This window comes from Streptomyces sp. NPDC005151 (assembly GCF_053599875.1).
The window spans coordinates 1-21,745 of record NZ_JBSFYR010000094.1; the positions used below are offsets into that span (position 1 = coordinate 1).

The following is a 21,745-nucleotide window of genomic DNA, read 5'->3' on the forward strand; positions in this document are numbered from 1 at the left end:
TGCAACGTCGCACCGATGTCCGACGTACGGGTCGTGGTCATCGACTGCACCGACACCGGCGCATCCCCACCGACCGCCACCGACCCGACCTGGATCTTGCGGCTGACCCTCCGGTCGGCGAGCTTGGTCGGAACGGACGGCATTCCGAGAGAAATCGCAGTCATGCGCTGAGCATCCCCAAGGTATGGATCAAGGTCCCGAGATCGGCGGGCTCCGACCTTCGAGGTTACGGCACCGGGGGAACCCTGAGCACACCGCATCCCGAAGTCCGTACAAACAGAGGCGCCCGGACATCAGATGTATGCCCGGTCACCGCCTGTGGTGCGCCCGGCTCGATCTGTCCGATCGTCGCGCCGGGGTCGTCCGGCGCGACGCGTGGCAGGCCGACGCGCCAGGCCGGGCGGGCGCCAGGCCCATGGGCGCGCCGGACCGGTCGACGCTCCGGGCCGGCCGTTCTCTTCAGGGCGGTCAGGAGATCTTGACCGGATTGACGATGTCGGCCACCAGGACGAGCAGTGTGAAGCAGATGAAGACGCCGGCGACGACATAGGCGACCGGCATCAGCTTGGCCACGTCGAAGGGGCCGGGGTCGGGGCGCTTGAAGACCCGCGCCACATTGCGGCGCAGGGACTCCCAGAGCGCTCCCGCGATGTGCCCGCCGTCGAGCGGCAGCAGGGGCAGCATGTTGAAGAGGAACAGCGAGAGGTTGAAGCCGGCCAGCAGGAACAGCATCATCGCGATCTGGTTCGTCGCCGGGACGTCCAGCGTCATCACCTCGCCGCCGATCCTGGCCGCGCCCACGACGCCGACCGGGGAGTCGGCCGCTCGCTCGCCGTCGCCGAAGGCCGCGCTCCACAGGTCCGGGATCTTGGACGGGAGGGCGATGATCGAGTCGACGCCGTTCTCGATCATGTCGCCCATGCGGACGACCGAGTCGTTGAACGAGAGCGGAACGATCTCGGTCTGGGCCGCGAAGCCCAGATACCCGGCCGGGACGTACTTGCCGGGGATCACCTCACCCTTGGAGTCCTTCTTGGCCACCACGTTCTTCTGCAGCACGGCGTGGAGTGTCGTCTCCTGGCCGTCGCGCTCGACGGTGATGGTGGCGGGGCCGATGGTGTCGCGGATCCGGTCGGAGAGGGCGGCCCAGTCGTCCACCTTCCGACCGTTGAAGGCGACGATCTTGTCGCCCTTCTTCAGTCCGGCGGACTGCGCGGGCGAGACCGGGTCGCTCTTCTTGCAGCTGTCCCGCTTCTCGCTCTGCGCGATCACGCATTTCTGGACGCCCGCGACCTCGGTGGTCTGCGTCTGGAAGCCGAAGGTCATCGCCACACCGAGGAAGATCGCGACGGCCAGGACCAGGTTCATGAACGGTCCGGCGAACATGACGATCACGCGCTTCCATGGCTTGCGCGTGTAGAAGAGGCGCTTCTCGTCACCCGGTTCGAGTTCCTCGAAAGCGGCTTCTCGGGCGTCCTCGATCATTCCTCGCCACGGCGAGGTGGAGCGCGCCTCGAGCCGTCCGTCCGGACCGGGCGGGAACATGCCGATCATGCGGATGTAGCCACCGGCCGGGATCGCCTTGATCCCGTACTCGGTGTCGCCCTTCTTCCGCGACCAGATGGTCGGGCCGAAGCCGACCATGTACTGCGGGACGCGGATCCCGAAGAGCTTCGCGGTCGACAGGTGTCCCAGTTCGTGCCAGGCGATCGAGAACAGCAGGCCGATGGCGAAGACGACGATGCCCAGAATCGTCAACAGGACCGTCGTAATACTCATGCGCGCGCCTCCGCTGTCGCTTTCGCCGAGAGTTCCCGAGCCCGGGCCCGTGCCCAGCTCTCCGCTTCCAGGACGTCTGCGACCGTGAGTGAAGTTCCCGTGGGAGGGGTGCCGTGTTCGGCCACCACCGCCGTGACCGTATCCATGATTCCGTTGAACGGCAGCTGTCCTGACAGGAAAGCGTCCACACACTCCTCGTTCGCGGCGTTGAACACCGCCGGGGCGGTGCCGCCGAGCGCTCCGACGTGCCGGGCCAGGCCCACGGACGGGAAGGCGTCGTTGTCGAGCGGGAAGAACTCCCAGCTGGACGCCTTCGACCAGTCGAAAGCGGGTGCCGCGTCCGGGATGCGCTCCGGCCAGCCCAGGCCGATGGCGATCGGTCCGCGCATGTCCGGCGGGGTGGCCTGGGCGAGGGTGGAGCCGTCGGCGAACTCCACCATGGAGTGAACGTACGACTGGGGGTGGACGACGACTTCGATCCGCTCGAACGGGATGTCGTAGAGGAGATGCGCCTCGATGACCTCCAGTCCCTTGTTGACCAGGGTGGCGGAGTTGATCGTGATCACCGGGCCCATGGCCCAGGTGGGGTGCGCGAGCGCCTGCTCACGCGTGACGCTCGCCAGCTCGCTCTTCGTCCGTCCCCGGAACGGGCCGCCGGATGCGGTGACGACAAGCTTCCGGACATCTGCCCGGGTGCCGGCGGCGAGCGCCTGGAAGAGCGCGGCGTGCTCGGAGTCGACCGGGATGATCTGGCCCGGCTTGGCCAGGGCCTTCACCAGCGGCCCGCCCACGATCAGCGATTCCTTGTTGGCGAGGGCGAGCGTACGGCCGGCCTCCAGCGCGGCAAGCGTGGGGGCCAGACCGATCGAGCCGGTGATTCCGTTGAGCACGGTGTGGCAGGCGCTCCCGGCGAGCTGCGTAGCGGCGTCCGGCCCCGCCAGGATCTCAGGAAGCGGTTCCCCGGCACCGTACTGCTCGCGCAGCGCTTCGCGGAGGGCCGGCACCGCGTCCGGTACGGCGACGGCGACGGTGCGCACCCTCAGTTGCCGCGCCTGCTCTGCGAGGAGAGCAACCCGGCCTCCCGCGGCGGAGAGCGCGGTGACGCGGAAGCGGTCGGGGTTACGCAACACCAGGTCGATGGCCTGAGTGCCGATGGACCCGGTGGAGCCGAGGATGACGAGATCCCGGCGTCCTTCCACTGCGTCGAAGACGAGGTGCGGGTCGGCGAGGGGGGCAGGGCTGTCGCTCATGCCCCCCATTGTTGCCGCATCGGCCCGCCAGACGGACAGCGCGTCCCCGGAGACCTCCGGGAGGAGCAGCTCAGGAAGTGTTCCTGTGAATTCCGGCAGCCTCTTGGCGGCAGCCAACCAGGCGTCGGCGTCCTCGCCGAGGGCGGCGCGGGTGAGCGCCGTGGCGCGAGCATGGGCGGCTGTGACAGCTCCGGGCAGATCGAAGCATTCCAGGTGACCGAGCCACCATCTCTCGTCCAGGGCCCGGAGCGCGGGGGCGCCGTGGAGGATCACGTCGTCGCCGGTGACCAGGCCGGCGACCAGAGCCTGCTTGCGCCGGGCCGTTTGCGACCACCCCTCGATGTGTGCGAGGTCCGCGAGTACGACGTCCCTGAACCGGTGGGCTCGGCGTCCCATGGGTGCCAGGTCGCGACCACGGGTCCGGGCGGCGCCTCGGCGCCCCATCTCGGGCAGGGACAGGAAGCGGTCGATCTCGCGCTGCACCGCAGCCCGCTCGGCGTCGTTCCAGCGCAGCCCTCCTCGTACCTCGACGGCAGGCAGCATCAGGGTGCGGTCGACCGGGGCATGGTGCCGGACCAGTTCGGCGGGGGTGATCGCGCCGGTCCTGACCGCTCGCACGGCCGGACGGTACCACCAGCGGCTGTACGACCGAGTCCCCCGGGTGTCGAGAAGCGCGAGCACCACCTCGCGCGGGCACTCATCGCTCAGGATCAGCGCCTCGACGGCGCCCGGGGGCAGTGGCTCACGCCGGTGCTCGGCCACCAGCAGACCGAGGTCGAGGCGGTGCGGAGCATCCAGGATCCGTAAGGCGTGGCGAACGCGCTGATGGCCTCTCAACAGCGAGATGAGCTCCCGGGTGCCTCGCTCGGGTACCTGTGCGGCGGGAGCGATGGCCCGACGCATGGCGCCGGTGGTCCGCCGGTGGGCGTACACCGCCCGGTCCACCTCGTACTCCCGGTGTTCCAACAGCCTGAGCAGTACGCCTCGTTCGGTCTGCTTGTTGCGCGCCAGAGCGACTCGGTCGCCGGTGCTTCCGCCGTCGAGTACGTACTCGACGACGGCCGGTGTCGTGGTGTGGCCGGCGAGGAGCTCCTCGCGCTGCTGTGTTTCGAGACGGTCCAGCAGTGCCGGGACGACGGCAGTCGGGGCGTGCCGGATCAACTGGGCGAGTGCGTAGATCATGATGCGCGGAACTTAACCCACTGCGCGGTCATGACGTCCTGTGGGATGCCGCCTATGTCCTTGGTGCTGATGGCCTCGCCGCGGAAGGCGAGGGTGGTGGAGCCGGAACGGACGACGGTGAGGTACTCGTACAGTTCCGACTTCTCCTTCACATCACGGATGGTGAAGCGGTACGCCTTCACGCCGTCGGCTTCGGCGGCGAAGTCGGGAGCCTTGGCGGGCTCGACCTTCAGATACTTCGCGCGCGCGATGGCCCGTTCTTCGGTGAATCCTCCGGCGCAGTCCTTGCCCGCCCTGCCGGCGCCTCCCTTGATCCCGGAGGCGGCGATCCGCAGCGGATGGTGGCCCTCGGCTGCCTCATGGCGCAGCTCGGCGCCGAGCGTGCGCAGGGGCCTCGGCAAAGCCCTCGGTGTCATCCGAGCGCAGGGGGCGCACGAGGGTGCTGACGCCGTCCGCGGCAGCAGCCAGGAACAGGGCGCGTGCGGTGACGGACTTGGAACGGGGGATGTCGATGACGGTCACGGGACCCCATCCTGCCGTGCGGCACACGGCCGGGCGGGAAGCGTCCAGCGAGTGGACGCCTGCCGCCCGGCCCGACCGGCCGGCTCGATGGACCGGCGGTCAGCGGATGGGACGGTGGACGTTGTCCTTGGTTGCCGGGCCGGGGGTGGCATCGGCGATCCAGGGGCCCTCACCGCTCGGGTCGACGACGCCCTGCTCCAACCAGAGGTACGCGCCGGAGAGGACGCCGTCGACCACGCGCCGGTCGAGCTGGTCGGTGTTGGACCACAGGCGGGTGAAGAGTTCCTCGACGCGAATGCGGGACTGGTGGCAGAAGGCGTCGGCGAGTTGGTAGGCCTCCCGGCCGTGCTCGTCGGTGGTACGCAGAAGTTCGGCACGGACGCAGGCGGCGCTCATCGCGAAGAGTTCGGCACCGATGTCGACGATCCTGCCGAGAAAGCCCTGCTTGGTCTCCATGCGTCCCTGCCAGCGCGACATCGCGTAGAAGGTGGAGCGGGCCAGTTTGCGGGCAGAGCGTTCGACGTAGCGCAGATGGGTGGACAGGTCCGGGTGCCCGGACGGATGGAACTCGTTGTAGGTGCGCGGCAGTTGCCCTGGTCCGGCGACAAGCTTGGGCAACCAGCGGGCGTAGAAGCCGGCCGCGTTCGCTCCCGCCTTCGCCTTGGCCGAGAGGGGCTTGTCGGGGTCGATAAGATCTCCGGCGACTTTCAGGTGGGCGTCGACGGCTTCGCGGGCGATCAGCAGATGCATGATCTCTGTCGAGCCCTCGAAGATCCGGTTGATCCGCAGGTCGCGGAGGAGCTGTTCGGCGGGGACGGCCCGTTCGCCCCTGGCGGCGAGGGAGTCGGCGGTCTCGAAGCCCCGGCCGCCCCGGATCTGGACCAGTTCGTCGGCCATGAGACAGCCCATCTCGGAGCCGTACAGCTTGGCCAGGGCTGCCTCGATGCGGATGTCGTTGCGATCCTCGTCCGCCATCTGCGAGGCGAGGTCGACAACTGCTTCCAGGGCGAATGTGGTGGCCGCGATGAAAGAGATCTTGGCACCTACGGCTTCGTGCCGGGCAACCGGCCTGCCCCACTGTTCGCGGACCGCCGACCATTCGCGGGCGATCTTCAGGCACCACTTTCCCGCTCCGACGCACATGGCGGGGAGCGACAGCCGGCCCGTGTTGAGCGTGGTGAGTGCGATCTTGAGACCGGCTCCCTCGGGGCCGATACGGTTGGCGGCCGGGACCCGGACGCGGTGGAAGCGGGTCACGCCGTTCTCGAGCCCGCGCAGCCCCATGAAGGCGTTGCGGTTCTCCACGGTGATGCCCGGGGCGTCCGCCTCGACGACGAACGCGGTGATGCCGCCCTTGTGGCCGACCGACTTCGGGACGCGGGCCATGACGACCAGCAGGTCGGCGACGACACCATTGGTCGTCCACAGCTTCACACCGTCGAGGATGTAGTCGGAACCGTCCGGAACGGCCGAGGTGGCGAGCCGGGCAGGGTCGGAGCCGACATCCGGTTCGGTGAGGAGAAACGCCGAGATGTCGGTGCGGGCGAGCCGGGGAAGGAACGTGTCCTTCTGCTCCTGGCTGCCGAAGAGCTTCAGCGGCTGCGGTACGCCGATGGACTGGTGGGCGGAGAGCAGCGCGCCGATCGCCGGGTTGGCGGAGCCGACCAGGGCGAGCGCCCTGTTGTAGTAGACCTGGGTCAGTCCCAGGCCACCGTACTTCGGGTCGATCTTCATCCCGAGGGCGCCGAGCTCCTTGAGGCCGTTGATGACCTCGTCAGGGATCTTCGCCTCACGCTCGATCAGAGCGCCGTCGATCTTGGTTTCGCAGAAGTCGCGCAACCGGGCGAGGAACGCCTCGCCGCGCCGGACGTCGTCGGCGGGCGGCAGTGGATGCGGATGAATCAGGTCCAGCCGGAAGCGGCCGAGGAAGAGTTCCTTGGCGAAACTGGGCTTGCGCCAGTCCTGCTCGCGTGCGGCTTCGGCCACTTGACGCGCTTCACGCTCGGTGACCTTGGGCGTGTTCTTCGGAGCGGATGGTGCGGACATGAGGAGCTCACCTCGCCGCGTTGTCGGGTGGGCGGACCCGGCCGGTCCGCGCGGAGCGCGCATGCGCGCCTCCCGAGGCATACCAACCGGTGCTACTCGTCCGTATGTACCCGATTCCTGTCGGCCTCACCAGCCCCCGGACGCCGATCGGGTCGAGAGCCACTCCAGTGGCACGTTCAGCGGGCGAACTGCGGTCGGGTCGGGTCGAGGGGGCAGCAGGAACGGCCGGAGCCCCCGCACAGTGGGCTCCGGCCGTTCGTCTGCCGCCTGCTGTCGTGCTGTCCAGGCGGATTACAGGCGGCTCTGTCGGATCGATTCGATCCGGTCTGCGGACTAGAGGGCGAGGCCGGTGAGGACCAGCACACGCTCGTAGGTGTAGTCGTCCATCGCGTAGCGAACACCCTCACGGCCGACGCCGGACTGCTTGGCTCCGCCGTACGGCATCTGGTCCGCGCGGTAGGACGGGACGTCGCCGATGATCACGCCACCGACCTCAAGGGCCCGGTGCGCACGGAACGCGGTCTGCAGGTCGTGGGTGAACACACCTGCCTGCAGGCCGTACTTCGAGGAGTTGACCGAGGCGAAGGCCTCGGCCTCGCCGTCCACCTTCTGTACGGACAGGACCGGTCCGAAGACCTCCTCGCAGGAGAGCTTGACGCCGTCCGGGAGTTCCGCAAGCACGGTCGGCGCGTAGGTGGCACCGTCCCGCTTGCCGCCGGTGAGCAGCTGGGCGCCTGCTTGCACAGCCTCGTCCACCCAGGACTCGACGCGCTTGGCGGCGTCCTCGCTGACGAGCGGGCCGACGTCGGTGGCAGCGTCGGACGGGTCGCCGGTGACCTGGGCCTCGACGGCCGCGACGATCTTCGGGACGAGCCGGTCGTAGACCGAGGCGTCCGCGATGACGCGCTGCACCGAGATGCAGGACTGGCCGCCCTGGTAGTTGGAGAAGGTCGCGATCCGGCTCGCGGCCCAGTCCAGGTCCTCGTCGGAGGCGTAGTCGCCGAGGACGACCGCCGCACCGTTGCCGCCCAGCTCCAGGGTGCAGTGCTTGCGCGGCACCGACTCCAGGATGGAGTAGCCGACCGGGCCGGAACCCGTGAAGGAGATCACGGGCAGGCGCTCGTCCTGGACGAGGGCGGGCATACGGTCGTTGGGCACCGTGAGCACGGACCACGAACCGGCCGGGAGGTCGGTCTCGGCCAGCAGCTCGCCGAGGATCAGCGACGAGATCGGGGTGGCCGGGGCGGGCTTCAGGATGATCGGGGCGCCGACGGCAATGGCCGGGGCGACCTTGTGGGCGCTCAGGTTCAGCGGGAAGTTGAAGGGCGCGATGCCGAGGACCGTGCCGCGCGGGAAGCGCCGGGTCAGCCCGAGACGGCCGGTGCCACCAGCGTCGGTGTCGAGGCGCTGGGCGTCGCCGCCGTTGAAGCGACGGGCCTCCTCGGAGGCGAACCGGAACACGGAGACGGCGCGGCCGACCTCGCCGCGCGCCCACTTGATGGGCTTGCCGTTCTCGGCGGAGATCAGCTGGGCGATCTCCTCGGTGCGCTCCACGAGACGCCGTACGACGTGGTCGAGGGCGGCGGCGCGGACGTGGGCGGGCGTCGCGGCGAACTCCTCGCGCACGGCGTGCGCGGCGGCGACGGCTTCCTCGATCTGCGCGTCGGTCGGCACGCTGACCGTACCGACGAGACGGCCGTCCCAGGGGTTGGTGACGTCGAAGCTGTCCTCGCCGGTGGCCTGGCGGCCGGCGAGCCAGAAGGCGTGGGTGGAAGTCATGGAGGTTCCGGCCCTTCGGAGTCGTGGGGTGTCTTGCCCCCACCGTAGGGCCGGGTCGTCGGCCTGGCGTTTGTCCGCCATGGAGCGAAGTGCGGCAGGCATGCGCCGGTTTGTCGGATGACCGCGCCTGTCAGAATGGTTTGCCGCAACCGTCCGGCGCACGGGGCTTCCTCAGGCGCCGGCCGGGCTTCGTTTCACGGCGTCGACAGGGAGCTGGTGACCTTCAGTGCCAGCCACAGTTCCATCCGGACATCCGGGTCGTCCAGGGAGCGGCCGAGGATCTCCTCCACACGCCGCATCCGGTAGCGCAGGGTGTGGCGGTGCACGCCCAGGTCGGCTGCGGCCGCATCCCACTGACCGTGGTGGGAGAGCCAGGCGCGCAGCGAGGCGACCAGGTCGCCGCGCCCCTTCGCGTCGTGCTCGTACAGGGCGCGGAGCATGCCGTCCGCGAAGGCCCGTACCGCGTCGTCCGCGAGCAGTGGCAGAACCGAGCCGGCCGCCAGCTCTTCGTGCTCGACGAGGGCCCTGCCCCGGCGGCGGGCGACCGAGAGTGCCTGTTCGGCCTGCTTGTATGCGGCGGAGACGGCGATCGGACCCGCCGGTGCGGACAGCCCGACCACCACTTCCCCCTCCTCGGGCGTCTTCTGGTCGCGTGGGGTCCGCTCGTCCTGTGCCCCCGCGTATGCCATGCACGCGGCGACAGCCGCACCACCGTCCGCGGCGAGGACGACGAGCCGCTCGCCCTCGGGAACCGTCAACAGCGTCTCGCCGGCCCGGGAGGCCGCCGCCTCCATCGCTTCACCGAGCAGCGCCGGTGTCGACGGCTCGCTCGCCTCCGCGATCAGCAGCCGGAAAGGAGCATCGAGCAGCCCTCCGTACAGATCCCCGGCAACGGCCCGCGCGTGGTCCGGCTGGCCGGCCAGGAGCATCCGCAGCACCGCCGCACCGAGCCGCTGCTCAGCGCCCTGGAGTGAGCGCGAGCGGGCGGTGGTGAGTGTCAGCAGGGCGACGGCCGAGTGCACGGCGTACCGCTCGGCGGTGCCGAGAGCCGAACCGGTGCCCACGGCCAGGGCGCCCCGGTCCCTGCGGCCGGTGCCCAGGGTCTGGAGCTCGACCCGGTCGTCGGTGTCGCCGACGACCACGCTCGCCGGAGCAGGGCGCTCTCGCAGGCGCTCCACATCGGGGGTGAGCCGGGCGGCACGCCGGGCGGCCCAGTCGGGGGCGGCGGCCACGACGGCACCGGAGGCGTCGTACAGCGCGGCCCAGCCGTCGACCTGCGCGGCGAGCCGGGTGAGGAGTTCGGCGGGTCCGTCCCCCGCGAGTGCGGCCTTGGTCAGATCCCGCTGGGCCTCGAACCCCGCTGTCACCGCCCGGTACTGGTCGGCGGCGATCTCCGACGAAACGGCCTTGGCGATGGCGAGGAACGGGGTGCGGCGCGGCACTTCCAGGATCGGCAGCCCGGCCTCCTCCCCGGCGTCGATCAGCGGCTGGGGTACGTCGTCGTAGTTGACGCCCACGGCGAAGCCCAGCCCGACGACTCCGGCGCCGGCCAGCCGTCGCACGTACCGTCGCATCGCTTCGGGGTTCTCCGCGTCAAGGTTGGTGGCGGTGACGAGAAGGAGCTCTCCACCCTCCATGTAAGGGACGGGGTCGGCGAGCTCGCTGGCATGCGCCCAGCGCACGGGCTGGTCGAGCCGGTCCGCCCCCGCACGCACCGTGAGTTTGAGCGCCGAGTGCTGGACGAGCGAGGCGAGAGTGGGGGGCATGGAGACCGCGGGACCTTCAGGAGTCGATTTTGCCGTCCCGTACGAACGGCTCCTCCCGATTCTGCCAGGGCGGCAGGGTCCGCCGTAACCGCTCCCAGAGATTCGGCACCGTTCCCGCCCACCGGATCCGCTGCGGAGGACCCGGTCCGCACGTCAAGGCCGCACGGACACGGTTCAGCCGTTCAGGTTCACCAGCAGGGGCGGCGCGTGGTCCCCTCGTACGGTCGTGAGGGACAGCACCGCGTGTCCGGCCGGAACGCGATGGGCCAGTTCGGAGGCGGACCAGCGTTCGCGTTCGACCTGGCGTACGGTCACCGCGTCCGTGGTCACGGCCTTCCCGGTGACCAGTTTGCGGAAGGCGTGGATGGCCCGGGTCATCGGCTGGTCGGCGAAGACCGTGCGCTGGGTGATGTCCCTCGTCTCGACCCATTCTGTGCCCCACGCCTCGGCGAACTTCTTGCCGTCCCAGGTGGTGATCCCGGAGAACGCCATCCGGCAGCCCACGGCGCCGAGCAGCGCCGTGTGGAGGTTCTCCGGGACGTCGTCGAGGGTGCGCAGCGTGACCACGGCTCCGGCGTGCGCGGAGCGCAGCCGCTGGATTCCGCGGACGGTGTCGGGGGTCAGGGCGCGGGTCGCGTCGTCGAGGACGAGGCAGGCGAAGAGCGAGCGGTCCGTGCGGGTGGCGGCGCTCGCTGTGAACTGGGCGAGGACAAGGCGGGCCAGCATCCGCGACGCCTCGGCGTGGCCGCGTTCGGGCAGGTCGATGCGGACCCTCAGTGGGTGTTCCAGGGCCCGCAGGGAGAAGGGGCGGGCCTTGCCGGTGGTGTCGAAGAAATCGGCGAACGCGGGCCGGTCGAGGAGCGCGACCCGGTCGGCGAGCGCGGGTCCGGCGTCGCCGGGGGCGCCGGGGGCGCCGGACTGGCGGGCGCGCGCGTCCAGTTCGCGGTGCATGTCCTGCCTGCCCGTCGCGTCGAGGGCCGCGCGCAGGGTGGAGAGCGTCTCCGGTACGCCGTCGAGCAGTTCCCGCAGCTCCGGGACGGGGGGGAAGCGGCCGTGGGCGGCGCGGTAGGGACCGAGGAGCTGGGAGAGGGCGGTGGCGGCGCGTCGGCTGTCCACCTCCTGGAGATCACCGACGAGCCCCTCGGCCAGCACGGCAGCGGCTTCGTCGGGGTCGGTGGTGCCTCCGTACAGGTCGAGATCGTGGACGGAGGACGGGTCGCCGAGCTTGACCACGACGTCGAAGCCCTCGTCGGCGCCGAGCTGGGTTCCGGCGGCGCACACCGCGACGACGGCGGCGCGTCCGGCGAGCGCTTGGAGGGCGAGGGATTCGACGACCGGCCGGATCAATGCGCGGCTCTTGCCCGCGCCCGGCGGCCCGACCGCCAGCAGGGACGTGCCGAGCAGCCCGGGGTCGAGGGCGATGCCGTTGCCGCGGCGCGCGTAGGGGTTGCGTTCGCTGTCGTCGACGGTGCCGAGTCTGACCTGGTCGACCAGCAGATCGTGCCGGGCGGCACGGACCGGGAGATCACGTGCGCCGGAGGGGTGGGTGCAGGCGGCGGCGCCGTTGCGCAGCACGGTGTCGGTGAAGGCGGGGAGCCGGCTGCTGTCGGCGCGTACGGACGTCCAGGCACGTCGGATACGGGCGTAGTCGACGTCGTTCATCCGGCCCGACCGCGCCTCCTGGGAGAGCTTGGCGGCGACCTGGTTCTGTCCGGCGGCGCGCAGGTCGGGCCACTCGGCCGGATCGTCCGCGCCGTCGTCGGCGCGGCCTTCGGTGCCCCGGCCCGCGTCCTGGGCCGCGCCGCCGTGCACGTTGTCGTTCGCGCGCTCGGCCGTGGCGGCGTGGGCCGTCGGCGGGTGCTGCGGTCCGTTGCCGCCGGAGGTCCGGCGCCGCAGTTCCGCCCATCGTCCGAGCTTCGCGAACGGCCACACGATCACCAGGGTGATCAGGGCGTACAGCGTGTACGTGACCGCGGTGGTCACGGTGCGGTCGGTGCCCAGCCACGGTGCGGCGAAGCTGAAGGTGAGCTCCATGCCCGGCACGGTCCCGTTCCATACGAGGATCCAGACCAGCAGGGCGCCGACCGCGGCGCCGCCGGCCCGGGCGGCGGGTCCCCGGCCCCCGACCCATCGTTCGAACGCGGCGCGCCAGTTACCCAAGCGGCCGAACCCGTAGAAGATGGCTCCGATGATCAGGAGGCGGTATATGTCGAGCGCCCGTACGGCCCCGTGGGTCAGCGGCTGATCGCCGAACGGTCCCCACCAGCCGTCGGGGGTGAAGAGTGTCAGCGGGACCCGCCAGTACGGGATGTATCCATTGCGCCAGAGCGACCAGACGAGGATGGAGGCCAGCAGTGAGATCACGGCTCCGCTGAGCAGGGTGCGGTCGGGCGTGCGCTCCTCTTCCTGGGCGGGCCGGGAGGTGTGACCGAACCGCCAGACGCCCGGTTCCGCGATGGGCCTGGGGATGCGCAGCCAGTCGCCGAGGGAGGGCCCGGAGGCCGGTGCGTGGCCCGGCATGGGCGGCAGCACGGGCGGTGGTGGGCCGGCCGGGCGCGGCACCGAATGACCGGAGCGGGTGCCGCGTGAGTCGTACGTGCCCTCGGTGTCCATGTGCTGTCCCTCGTCCCCTGACCAGCGCCGACCGGTAACTCCGGGCGCGGGCGCCCGATCCCCTCAATCTAGTGCCCCGTACCACCCCCTAAGACGCTGTCGAGCGGGATGTCTCGCACCTGTTGCCGGGCCAGGGGCCATGCCGGTCGCTATGTCCGTGACGGACAACCGCGACCCGCCACTTCTCCCGAACGGAACATGCCGGACCCCCGGCCTCGCCCCTAGCCTGCAGAGAGAGAAGCGTCCGAAACACCCCCAGGAGCCCCGCATGACCGCAATTCCGCAGGAGCGCCGCGTCGTCACTGCCATTCCCGGCCCGAAGTCGGTGGAGCTGCAGGCCCGCCGTCTCGCGACGGTCGCCGCAGGTGTGGGCTCCACCCTGCCGGTGTTCACCGCCCGTGCCGGTGGCGGGATCATCGAGGACGTGGACGGCAACCGCCTGATCGACTTCGGCTCCGGCATCGCCGTGACCTCGGTCGGCGCCTCCGCCGAGGCCGTCGTACGCCGCGCGTCCGCGCAGCTGGCCGACTTCACCCACACCTGTTTCATGGTCACGCCGTACGAGGGGTACGTCGAGGTCTGTGAGCAGCTCGCCGAGCTGACGCCGGGCGACCACGCCAAGAAGTCCGCGCTGTTCAACTCCGGCGCCGAGGCCGTCGAGAACGCCGTGAAGATCGCCCGTGCCTACACCAAGCGCACCGCCGTCGTCGTCTTCGACCACGGTTACCACGGCCGGACGAACCTCACGATGGCGCTGACCGCCAAGAACATGCCGTACAAGCAGGGCTTCGGTCCGTTCGCGCCCGAGGTCTACCGCGTCCCGGTGGCGTACGGCTACCGCTGGCCGACCGGTGCGGAGAACGCCGGCGCCGAGGCGTCCGCCCAGGCCATCGACCAGATCACGAAGCAGATCGGCGCCGACAACGTCGCCGCGATCATCATCGAGCCGGTGCTCGGCGAGGGCGGCTTCATCGAGCCGGCGAAGGGCTTCCTCCCGGCGATCGCGCAGTTCGCCAAGGACAACGGCATCGTCTTCGTCGCGGACGAGATCCAGTCCGGCTTCTGCCGTACCGGCCAGTGGTTCGCCTGTGAGGACGAGGGCATCGTCCCCGACCTGATCACCACCGCCAAGGGCATCGCGGGCGGTCTGCCGCTCTCCGCCGTGACGGGTCGCGCCGAGATCATGGACGCCGCGCACGCGGGCGGCCTCGGCGGTACGTACGGCGGAAACCCGGTGGCCTGCGCGGGCGCGCTCGGCGCCATCGAGACGATGCGCGAGCTGGACCTGAACGGGAAGGCGAAGCACATCGAGGAGGTCATGAAGGGCCGCCTCGCCGAGATGCAGGCGAAGCTGCCGAACGGCGATGTCATCGGTGACATCCGCGGCCGTGGCGCGATGATCGCGATCGAGCTGGTGAAGTCCGGCACGAAGGACCCGAACCCGGAGGCCGCCGCGAAGCTCGCGAAGGCCTGCCACGCCGAGGGCGTGCTCGTCCTCACCTGTGGCACGTACGGCAATGTGCTGCGCTTCCTGCCGCCGCTGGTGATCGGTGAGGACCTGCTGAACGAGGGCCTCGACGTCATCGAGCAGGCTTTCACCCAGATCTGATCCGGTCCCGGCGCCGATCCTGACCGGGCCCACGTGAGGGTCTGTGAAGAAGGTGTGGGGGGCCGATGGCGGGATCCGATTCCGGCTGTCGCTCCCCCACCGGCTGCCGTACGGTTTCTGCAGATGAGAGAAACACCCCGCTCGCAGGGCACTGCGAGTGAGACCGGGTCGGAGCTTCCCCAGCACCGTCCTGGTCGTGCCTTCGCGCACACCACTGGAGCGTCTGGCTCCGGAACTCCTCACCGATCGGATGGCCGCTCGCCCCAAACCCCCCGGGGCGCGCGGCAAACCGATCCCGGCGGCCCGATTGCGGTTCTTTACTACGGTAAGTAACTGGATCAGCCCGCAACGCCGAAGGGCGGAAGCTACCCCCCAGCTTCCGCTCTTCGGCTTGCCACACAACTCATGCGTACGGCAGATCAGGCTCGCCGGAACTCCACCCGCTCGATCAGGTCACCGCGCTTGCCAGGCGCTGGGGAACGCGTCAGGCGGACTTGCCCGAGCATTGTCGGAGTAAACAGCAGTGCAGCAATGGCCCGTTGAGCGGAAACCGGCGTGCGGAGCCACCGCGTGGTCACGTTGCCTCCCGGGCTGAACAGCGTGCTCAGCGCAGTGGGACGGGACAGCTCACGGACCTGGTCCTCAAGTTCCTTGATCTTTCCCTCCAGTCGCTCCACGGACCGGGCCAGGATGTGGGCCTCGGCCAGCGTCTCCGACTTGGCCTCTTCCATCTCCCTGAGATCAGCGCGGCCCTTGGCCAGCTGATCCCGTACAGCTGCGACCTGAGATTCATTGCCGTCGTCAGAGGAATCTTCGTAAGCATCCGGCCGGTTCAGGTGGGCCACAACCATGCGGGTCAGGATCTCATCCACACCCGCCTTGCCTACACGCACACAGCCCTTGCCCTTGCACACGTAGGCGGCTGTATCGCGCTTGTACGAGACGGTGATCGGACCGGAGCACACGTCGCAGACGACGGCTCCGGTGAACTCGTGCCGTGGTGCGCCCGAATTGCCCGTGAACCGGGACGGGTCGGCCAGGATCCCTTGCACCTCGTAGAACAGCTCATCGCTGACCAGCCGTTCCCACGACGCCTTGACTGTCGTGCCCTTGGTGGAGCGCAGCCCGATGTAGGCAACGTTCAGCGCCAGGTCACGCATGGTCTCTGGTGAAATCGGCTTGCCCCTGCGGCCGGTGATGCCCTTCGCCGCCCAGTCCCGCGCGATGACTCCCACAACATGAGCACCTCGGCGCCGAACTGGCCGCTCGTCAGCTCGCCCATCAGCCGGTCGTAGCCGTCACGCGCCTTGGTGGCGTAACGGGAGGCGCTCCCCTGGTCCTGGTACGGCATGCCGAGCACAAAACCTTCGCGTCGGCGGCCCGCTTGTTGTCCTGGCGCTGCTCCGGGATGGAGCGCTCCCCCTCGGCGGACACCCGCAGATACTCCCGGACGGTCAGTGCGGCTGCTGGCAGGCTGTTCATATGACGCCCTCCCCGATTCAGCGGTACCCTCACAGGAGAACCCCCAAGCAAGGTACTACCCCTCCTGTTCCTGGGTGGTCGGTTCTTCGTATTTCTCTGGTGCCGTCGCTGCTCGCGGTCTTCGCACTCGTCACCTGGCAGGTCGTGGCCGACGGCCCCCTGCTCGGACCGGACGAACAGATCAGCCAGGCGCTGGTCGGTCACGGTCCCGCCGGGCTCGCCGAATTCTTCACCGATCTCGGCAATATGCAGGTCGCCCTCCCGGTGCTGGCCTGCGCGATCGTCTTCTCCCTGACCCGCGGCACCCGCCGCGAACCGCTCTACTCCGCCCTCGCGATGGCGGCCGTACCCGCGCTGATTGTCCCCCTGAAGGTGTGGACCGATCGCCAGGGACCCCTGACCGAGGCGACCGGCTACTACCCGTCGGGCCATACCGCGACGGCCGCGGTGGCGTACGGAGCGGCGTCGATGCTCCTGGTCCCGCACCTGAAGCGGTCCTGGCCGATGCTCGTCGCCGCCATCCTGCTGACAGCGGCGACGAGCATCGGCCTGGTACTGCGCGGCTACCACTGGCCGCTGGATGTGGTCGGCAGCTGGTGTCTGAGCGGGGTGCTGCTGATGGCGCTGCGGGTGGCCAGCCGCCGAAGCAGGCGCCGAAGTTCTTCGAGCACCCCCACTGATCGAGGCGGTCCTGGACCTGGCGCAGGTTGCGGTCGTCGCGCAGGGATACCCCAGACCGAGTAGGTTGCCCAGACCTCTGATGCCTCATTCTCCGTCACCGTCCCGGGCGGCCGCCCCTGCAGCCTCATGCATCGCCGGCTCCAGCAGTGTCGCGTCGGTGAGCGTTCCCGAGCCGTCCGGCGGAATCAGCCGGCGCACCCGGCCGGCCGTCCGCCCCGGGTACGGCACGACGATCCAGGTCCCGTGCCCCGCCCCCCCGTACCCCTGTTCCGACCCAGCGGGCAACCGTGCCCGGCGGCGCGAAGAAGCCCATCCCGGCGTCGCCGAAATGGGAGAGGACCGGACCCGGCCGGTCGATGAGGCGGGTGAGCACATCGAGCGTCGGATAGCCGAGCTCCCGCGGACGATTCAGTACGTCCCAGCGCCTGCCGGCAGGAAGGAGCGCAATCCCCTCGGGATTGCGCTCCCATTCCCACCGGCAGGCATCCGGATCCGGTGCCACCGATGCAAGCCACTCGACTGCCGCCCTTGCCCCCGAGCCAGTCATGGCCGGTCTCCCTTTCCGCGTGCACCGACAGTGCGTACACACGGCGAGAGAGGGGGGTGCCCGGATCATTACGCAGGCTGGGGCCACCAGTTGACAGTGACCCGGGTCACACTCCGAGCGTCCCGGCTCGCGGCTCGGTCAGCTGTCGAAGCCGAGCCCCAGGCGGTCCATCGTCCGCAGCCACAGATTGCGGTGCCCGCCATTGCTGTCCGCCCTGGCCAGGGACCTCTTCGTGAGTTCGATCCCGGCCCAGGCGAACGGCTCCGGGGGGAACGGCATCGGCTTGGTGCGCACCATTTCCAGACCGGTCCGCTCGGTCCTTTCGCCGGACAGCAGGTCGAGCATCACATCGGCGCCGAACCGGGTTGCTCCGACACCGAGCCCGGTGAATCCGGCGACGTAGGCGACCCGCCCCTGATGGGCCGTACCGAAGAAGGCAGAGAAGCGGGAACAGGTGTCGATCGCACCGCCCCAGGCGTGGCTGAAACGCACTCCGGCCAGCTGCGGGAAGCAGTCGAAGAACTGGCCGGCGAGCTTGAGGAACGTCTCCGGCCGCTGGTCGAGATCGGCGCTCAGCCGGCCACCGTACGGATAGATCGCGTCATAGCCGCCCCACAGGATCCGGTTGTCCGCGGAGAGTCGGAAGTAGTGGAACTGGTTGGCGCTGTCGCCCAGCCCCTGCCGGTTCTTCCAGCCGATGGAGGCGAGCTGGTCGGCGGTGAGCGGTTCGGTCATCAACGCGTAGTCGTAGACCGGGACGGTGTACGGACGCACCCGCTTCACCAGTGACGGGAAGATGTTCGTGCCCAGCGCGACCCGCCGGGCAAGGACCTTCCCGTACGGCGTGCGGACCGCCATCCCGGTGGCGGTCCTGGCCAGTTCGAGGCCCCGAGTGTGCTCGTACACCCGTACTCCCAGATCGAGACAGGCCCGCTTCAGCCCCCAGGCGAGCTTGGCGGGGTGCAGCATGGCGACCCCGCGCCGGTCCCAGAGCCCACCCAGGAAAGTCGGTGAGTCGACCTCCGCGCGCAGTGCGTCCTGATCGAGGAATTCCACTCCGGTGAAGCCGAGTTCCTCCGCTTCCCGGTGCCATTCCCGGAGTTCTTCGAGCTGGTGCGGTTCCGTGGCGACATCGATCTCGCCGGTGCGCTCGAACTCGCAGTCGATGGAGTAGCGGGCGACAGCCGCCTCGATGGCGTCGAGATTCTGCTCGCCCAGCTCCTCCAGCTTCTTGATCTCGTCGGGCCAGCGTTCCAGGCCGTTGGGGAGGCCATGGGTGAGGGAGGCGGCGCAGAATCCGCCGTTGCGGCCCGAGGCGGCCCAGCCCACCTCGTGCCCCTCGATCAGTACGACGTCCCTTTCCGGGTCGCGTTCCTTGGCGATCAGTGCGGTCCACAGTCCGCTGTATCCGCCGCCGACGATGAGCAGATCGCAGTGCTCGTCGCCGGTGAGCGCGGGAAGCGCGTCGGGCCTGCCGGGGTCGTCCAGCCAGAACGAGACCGGCCGGGCGCCGGAGAGTGATTGTGCAGCAGTACGCATGGCAGCTGGGGCCATGGTTTCCAACTCCTTCAGGACTTCAGGTTCGTGCGCTGTTCTTTCGTCGGTTCGCGATCAGCTGGCCGACGACAACCACCAGTACGGCAATGATGAACATCGCCGTGCCGATGACGTTGATCTGCACGGGTGTGCCGCGCTGTGCCGAACCCCAGACGAACATGGGGAAGGTCACGGTCGAGCCCGCGTTGAAATTGGTGATGATGAAATCGTCGAAGGAGAGCGCGAAGGCGAGCAGCGCTCCCGCGGCGATTCCGGGGGCGGCGATCGGCAGGGTCACCCGCAGGAACGTCTGCACGGGGCCCGCGTACAGATCGCGGGCCGCCTCCTCCAGCCTCGGGTCCATCGACATCACGCGCGCCTTGACCGCCGTCACGACGAAACTCAGGCAGAACATGATGTGCGCGATGAGGATCGTCCAGAAACCGAGCTGCGCACCCATGTTGAGGAAGAGCGTGAGCAGCGAGGCGGCCATGACGACCTCGGGCATCGCCATCGGCAGGAAGATCAGCGAGTTGATCGCGCCGCGCGCCCGGAAGCGGTAGCGGACCAACGCGAAGGCGATCATCGTGCCGAGCGCGGTCGCGCCGATGGTCGCCCAGGTGGCGATCTGGAGGGAGAGCGAGAGCGAGCCGCACATGTCGGCGACGCCGCAGGGGTCCTTCCAGGCGTCCAGTGAGAAGCGCTGCCAGGCGTAGTTGAAGCGCCCGTTCGGCTTGTTGAAGGAGAACACCATGACGACGATGTTCGGCAGGATCATGTACGCGAGGGTCAGCAGACCCGCGATGACGATCAGATGGCGGCGGAGCCAGCGCAGTACGGACATCAGACCAGGTCCTCCGTCCCGGAGCGGCGGATGTAGACGGTGACCATCAGCAGGACGACCGCCATGAGGATGAAGGAGAGCGCGGCCGCCGTCGGATAGTCGAGGACGCGCAGGAACTGGGTCTGGATGACGCTGCCGACCATCTTGGTGTCGGTGGAGCCCAGCAGTTCCGCGTTGACGTAGTCACCGCTGGCCGGGATGAAGGTCAGCAGCGTTCCGGAGACGACTCCCGGCATGGAGAGCGGAAAGGTCACCTTGCGGAAGGTGGTGGCGGGGGTGGCGTACAGATCGCCGGCCGCCTCGTGCAGCCTGCCGTCGATCCGCTCCAGCGAGGTGTAGAGCGGCAGGATCATGAACGGCAGGAAGTTGTACGTGAGACCGCAGACCACGGCCATCGGCGTGGCCAGCACCCGGTTGGACTCCGTCCAGCCGAGCCAGCTGGTGACGTCCAGGATGTGCAGCGTGTTCAGTACGTCGACGACCGCGCTGCTGTCCGCGAGGATCGTCTTCCAGGCGAGGGTACGGATCAGGAAGCTGGTGAAGAACGGTGCGATGACCAGCACCAGGACGACATTGCGCCAGCGGCCCGCCTTGAACGCGATGAGATACGCGAGCGGGTAGCCGAGCAGCAGGCACAGGATCGTCGCGGTGCCCGCGTAGAGCAGGGACCGGATGAACTGCGGGTAGTAGTCCTTCAGCGCATCCCAGTACGTCTGGAAGTGCCAGGTGACCTGGAATCCCTTCTCCAGGGAGCCGGTCTGCACGGAGGTCGATGCCTGGTAGACCAGCGGCAGCGCGAAGAAGACGACGAGCCACAGGATGCCGGGGAGCAGCAGCCAGTAGGGGACGAGGCGCTTGCGGGTGGAGGCCTTGCGTACCGGGAGTTCGGCAGGGTCTGTGGGCGGCGCGGGCGGCGCTTCGGTGACGGTCACGTCGCGTCCTCCACCGTCTCCACGCCTGCGTCGATGTCCTGGGCCGCGTCGAGGCCGAAGGTGTGCGCGGGGTTCCAGTGCAGGACGACTTCGGCTCCCGAGGTGAGCCGGGTGTCGCGCTCGATGTTCTGCTCGTACACCTGAAGCGCCTTGCCGGCCGGGCTCTCCACCACGTACTGCGTGGAGACACCGATGAAGCTGGAGTCGATGATCCGGCCGGTGACCCGGTTGCGTCCGGCGGCTATGGAGTCCGCGTCGTCGACATGGGCGAGGGAGATCTTCTCCGGACGGACGCCGAGCAGCAGCCTGCCGCCACGGGCGGTGGGTGCCTGACACCGCCCGGCGGGCAGCCGCAGCGTCATGCCGCCCGCACCGACCAGGATGTCCTCGCCGGCCTCGGTGATCTCGCCCTCGATGAGGTTGGAGGTGCCGAGGAAGTTGGCGACGAACGTCGTCTTCGGATTCTCGTACAGATCGGCCGGGGCGCCGAGCTGTTCGACGCGGCCCCCGTTCATCACCGCGACGGTGTCGGCCATGGTCATGGCCTCCTCCTGGTCGTGGGTGACGTGGATGAACGTGATGCCGACCTCGGTCTGGATGCGCTTGAGCTCCAGCTGCATCTGGCGGCGCAGCTTGAGGTCGAGGGCGCCGAGCGGCTCGTCGAGCAGGAGCACCTGCGGGTGGTTGATCAGGGCGCGGGCGACGGCGACGCGCTGCTGCTGGCCGCCGGAGAGCTGGTGCGGTTTGCGCTTCGCGAAGTCGCCGAGCTGGACGAGGTCCAGCATGTCGTCGACCTGCTTCTTGACCGACTTGATGCCGCGCCGGCGCAGACCGAAGGCGACGTTCTCGGTGATGTCGAGGTGCGGGAAGAGCGCGTAGCTCTGGAAGACGGTGTTGACGGGCCGCTTGTACGGAGGGAGGTCGGTGATGTCCCGGCCGCCCAGCGAGATGGTGCCGGTGGTGGCCTCCTCCAGCCCCGCGATCATCCGCAGGGTGGTGGTCTTGCCGCAGCCGGACGCCCCGAGCAGGGCGAAGAAGGAGCCCTGCGGAACGGTCAGATCGAGCGGCTGGACGGCTTTGAAGGAACCGTACGTCTTGCTGATCCCGGTGAGGCGGACGTCGCCGCCTTCTGTCTGCTGCTGTGTCATGGGTCGCAGTCCCAGTGGTGTCAGGGGGA

The 21,745-nt window shown here is 69.3% G+C and carries 14 protein-coding genes and 3 pseudogenes; 3 read left to right on the plus strand and 14 right to left on the minus strand.

All coding sequences use genetic code 11. The features are described from left to right. The 8 genes and pseudogenes from ACWD6R_RS33145 to ACWD6R_RS33180 form a co-directional block, all read right to left on the minus strand. A partial coding sequence (locus ACWD6R_RS33145) for a flavodoxin-dependent (E)-4-hydroxy-3-methylbut-2-enyl-diphosphate synthase (protein ID WP_352263283.1) occupies positions 1-164 on the minus strand: 164 nt, incomplete at its 3' end. A 304-nt stretch (positions 165-468) separates the two neighbouring features. Beyond that, positions 469-1,779 (minus strand): M50 family metallopeptidase, encoded by a 1,311-nt coding sequence (locus ACWD6R_RS33150; protein ID WP_451822097.1) that lies wholly within the window; start codon positions 1,777-1,779, stop codon positions 469-471. Beyond that, entirely contained in the window at positions 1,776-3,038 is a 1,263-nt protein-coding gene (gene dxr, locus ACWD6R_RS33155; protein WP_451822114.1) for a 1-deoxy-D-xylulose-5-phosphate reductoisomerase, read from the minus strand. Before dxr ends, ACWD6R_RS33150 begins: the two co-directional genes overlap by 4 nt. 1,475 nt (positions 3,039-4,513) lie before the next feature. Further along, positions 4,514-4,733: pseudogene (locus ACWD6R_RS33160) on the minus strand (3-phosphoshikimate 1-carboxyvinyltransferase); the annotation flags it as partial. Positions 4,734-4,832: 99 nt separating this feature from the next. Beyond that, positions 4,833-6,779 (minus strand): acyl-CoA dehydrogenase family protein, encoded by a 1,947-nt coding sequence (locus ACWD6R_RS33165; RefSeq protein ID WP_451822098.1) that lies wholly within the window; start codon positions 6,777-6,779, stop codon positions 4,833-4,835. 333 nt (positions 6,780-7,112) lie between these two features. Continuing rightward, on the minus strand, positions 7,113-8,558 hold the full coding sequence (locus tag ACWD6R_RS33170) for an aldehyde dehydrogenase family protein (protein ID WP_037689742.1): 1,446 nt from the start codon (positions 8,556-8,558) through the stop codon (positions 7,113-7,115). A 194-nt stretch (positions 8,559-8,752) separates the two neighbouring features. Further along, on the minus strand, positions 8,753-10,324 hold the full coding sequence (locus ACWD6R_RS33175; protein WP_451822099.1) for a PucR family transcriptional regulator: 1,572 nt from the start codon (positions 10,322-10,324) through the stop codon (positions 8,753-8,755). Positions 10,325-10,498: 174 nt separating this feature from the next. Then, positions 10,499-12,937 (minus strand): ATP/GTP-binding protein, encoded by a 2,439-nt coding sequence (locus ACWD6R_RS33180; RefSeq protein WP_451822100.1) that lies wholly within the window; start codon positions 12,935-12,937, stop codon positions 10,499-10,501. 268 nt (positions 12,938-13,205) lie between these two features. Here ACWD6R_RS33180 and gabT point away from each other — a divergent pair, with 268 nt between their 5' ends. Together gabT and ACWD6R_RS33190 are read left to right on the plus strand one after the other, a co-directional pair. Further along, positions 13,206-14,546 (plus strand): 4-aminobutyrate--2-oxoglutarate transaminase, encoded by a 1,341-nt coding sequence (gene gabT / locus ACWD6R_RS33185; protein ID WP_451822101.1) that lies wholly within the window; start codon positions 13,206-13,208, stop codon positions 14,544-14,546. Positions 14,547-14,669: 123 nt separating this feature from the next. Beyond that, positions 14,670-14,849: pseudogene (locus ACWD6R_RS33190) on the plus strand (phosphatase PAP2 family protein); the annotation flags it as partial. 116 nt (positions 14,850-14,965) lie between these two features. Here the strand turns inward: ACWD6R_RS33190 and ACWD6R_RS33195 are convergent. Further along, positions 14,966-15,781 carry a recombinase family protein gene (locus tag ACWD6R_RS33195; protein ID WP_451822102.1) on the minus strand — a complete coding sequence of 272 codons (816 nt, stop codon included), beginning with the start codon at positions 15,779-15,781 and terminating at the stop codon, positions 14,966-14,968. 346 nt (positions 15,782-16,127) lie between these two features. Between ACWD6R_RS33195 and ACWD6R_RS33200 the strand changes: the two genes are divergently transcribed. Next, a complete protein-coding gene (locus ACWD6R_RS33200) occupies positions 16,128-16,772 on the plus strand; it encodes a phosphatase PAP2 family protein (RefSeq protein ID WP_451822103.1) in 645 nt (214 codons plus the stop codon). A 21-nt stretch (positions 16,773-16,793) separates the two neighbouring features. Here the strand turns inward: ACWD6R_RS33200 and ACWD6R_RS33205 are convergent. From ACWD6R_RS33205 to ACWD6R_RS33225, 5 genes and pseudogenes are all read right to left on the minus strand, one after another. Next, positions 16,794-17,256: pseudogene (locus tag ACWD6R_RS33205) on the minus strand (hypothetical protein). 138 nt (positions 17,257-17,394) lie between these two features. Further along, positions 17,395-18,810 carry an NAD(P)/FAD-dependent oxidoreductase gene (locus tag ACWD6R_RS33210; RefSeq protein WP_451822104.1) on the minus strand — a complete coding sequence of 472 codons (1,416 nt, stop codon included), beginning with the start codon at positions 18,808-18,810 and terminating at the stop codon, positions 17,395-17,397. Between the two features lie 22 nt (positions 18,811-18,832). Beyond that, entirely contained in the window at positions 18,833-19,636 is an 804-nt protein-coding gene (locus ACWD6R_RS33215) for an ABC transporter permease (protein WP_451822105.1), read from the minus strand. Then, on the minus strand, positions 19,636-20,568 hold the full coding sequence (locus tag ACWD6R_RS33220; protein ID WP_451822106.1) for an ABC transporter permease: 933 nt from the start codon (positions 20,566-20,568) through the stop codon (positions 19,636-19,638). Before ACWD6R_RS33220 ends, ACWD6R_RS33215 begins: the two co-directional genes overlap by 1 nt. Further along, positions 20,565-21,716, minus strand: a complete 1,152-nt coding sequence (locus tag ACWD6R_RS33225) for an ABC transporter ATP-binding protein (protein WP_451822107.1) — start codon at positions 21,714-21,716, stop codon at positions 20,565-20,567. Before ACWD6R_RS33225 ends, ACWD6R_RS33220 begins: the two co-directional genes overlap by 4 nt. Positions 21,717-21,745 lie beyond the last annotated feature (29 nt).